Annotated in this window: 2 protein-coding genes and 1 pseudogene; 2 read left to right on the forward strand and 1 reads right to left on the reverse strand. The window is 74.5% G+C overall.

Annotated features, from left to right (window positions below):
• Positions 1–189: pseudogene (locus HUW36_RS32560) on the forward strand (carbonic anhydrase); the annotation flags it as partial.
• 37 nt (positions 190–226) lie between these two features.
• On the opposite strand, the gene HUW36_RS32565 reads toward HUW36_RS32560, so the two are convergent.
• Positions 227–556, reverse strand: a complete 330-nt coding sequence (locus tag HUW36_RS32565; RefSeq protein WP_099164126.1) for a hypothetical protein — start codon at positions 554–556, stop codon at positions 227–229.
• A 326-nt stretch (positions 557–882) separates the two neighbouring features.
• Between HUW36_RS32565 and HUW36_RS32570 the strand changes: the two genes are divergently transcribed.
• On the forward strand, positions 883–1,374 hold the full coding sequence (locus HUW36_RS32570; protein ID WP_174531548.1) for a DUF3145 domain-containing protein: 492 nt from the start codon (positions 883–885) through the stop codon (positions 1,372–1,374).
• Positions 1,375–1,544: the final 170 nt, after the last annotated feature.

Here is a 1,544-nt window from a genome sequence, read left to right on the forward strand (position 1 = left end):
CCGGCCGCCCACCCGCTGGCGATCCGCCGCCACGTGCGGCGCACGGTGGCCGCGCTGCGCGCCGACGACCTGCTGGCCGGGCCGGTGGCGGCGGGGGAGCTGGCCGTGGTGGGCGCGCTCTACGACCTGGCCACCGGCGAGGTCACGCTGCTTCCGGAGGAGGAGACGCGGAACCGCCCGCCGGGGTGACCCCCGACGGGCGGTTGCGGTGGTGCGGTGAGGGCGCTCAGCCCTCGAAGACGCCGGCCTCGACGAGACGCTTCTCGGTGGCGTCCCAGCCGTGGCCCGGGTGGGCGGCGGCCAGGCCGTTGATCTCGGCGCGGATCTTGGCGGCGTGGCCGGCGGCGGCCAGCACGCGGATCTCCTCGACGAAGGCGTCGGAGTCGGTGCGCAGGTGCGCGGTCTTGCCGTTGGTCAGGTTGCGCACGTAGGCGTGCTTGCCGCCGTTGAGCGGGATCAGGTACTTGAACTCGCCCAGCACGCTGAGGGCGCCACCCTGGCCAGCCTGGCCGGCCCGGACTGACGCGCGCGCGGTCTTAGAGGTGTTGCTCGCCACGGAGGTACTCCTTGCAGACGTACGGTGGGGACGGGATCCGTCCGGGGGCTGTGCGAGTGACGCCCGGGGTGAGCGCCGGCCCGCGAAGACGTGCGGCGGCACAGAACCGCCCAGAGAACTGTACACGAACCCGACGCCTGGCTGGTCGTCGCGCCGTCAGGGTGCACAACCGGGTCAGCCGCCCGGGTATTTCCCGCCGCCCGGCCACGGCGAATTTTCCGATTCGCTGGCGCACCACCTGCCACAGCGGTCATCATGTGTGCCAGGGACCACTCGGGTGACGAGGTCGTAGGGGAAGACGCACCTCGGCTCACCGGGAGGTCACCGTGCCAACGCGTGGCGTCGTATACGTCCACTCGACCCCGCTCGCCGTGTGCTCGCACGTCGAGTGGGCGATCGCGCGCGTCCTCGCCGCGCCGGTCAACCTGCACTGGACGGCGCAGCCCGTCGATCCGGGCGCCCGACGCGCCGAGTGCGGCTGGACCGGCACCCCGGGGACGGGCGCCGAGCTGGCCGCTGCCCTCCGGCAGTGGCCCATGATCCGTTTCGAGGTCACCGAGGAGCCCAGTCCCGGTGTCGACGGCGAGCGCTTCATGTACGTCCCGGGCCGGGGCCTGTTCCGGGCCACCGTGGGCGCGGCCGGCGACATCCAGCTCGGCGAGGACCGGCTGCGGGCGCTGATGGCCGCCGCCCGCGCGCCGGAGGCGCTCGCGCACGCGCTCGACAAGGCGCTCGGCACCGCGTGGGACGCCGAGTTGGAGCCCTACCGGTACGCCGGCGACGGTGCGCCGGTGACGCTGCTCACCCGGGTGGGGTGACGTCGGGTCGAGTTGCCCCGATACGGTGGGGCGCGTGTCGATTTCCCCGCGACGCTCCGCCGTCGCGCTCGCCGCACTGACCGCGCTGGTCCTCTCCGGCTGCTCGGACGGGCCGGACCGGCCCCGCCCGACGCCGTCGACCCCGGCGCCCTCGTCGGCCGCGCCGGCCC

Source organism: Micromonospora maritima (assembly GCF_902825405.1).
In the GTDB taxonomy this organism is placed as follows: domain Bacteria; phylum Actinomycetota; class Actinomycetes; order Mycobacteriales; family Micromonosporaceae; genus Micromonospora; species Micromonospora maritima.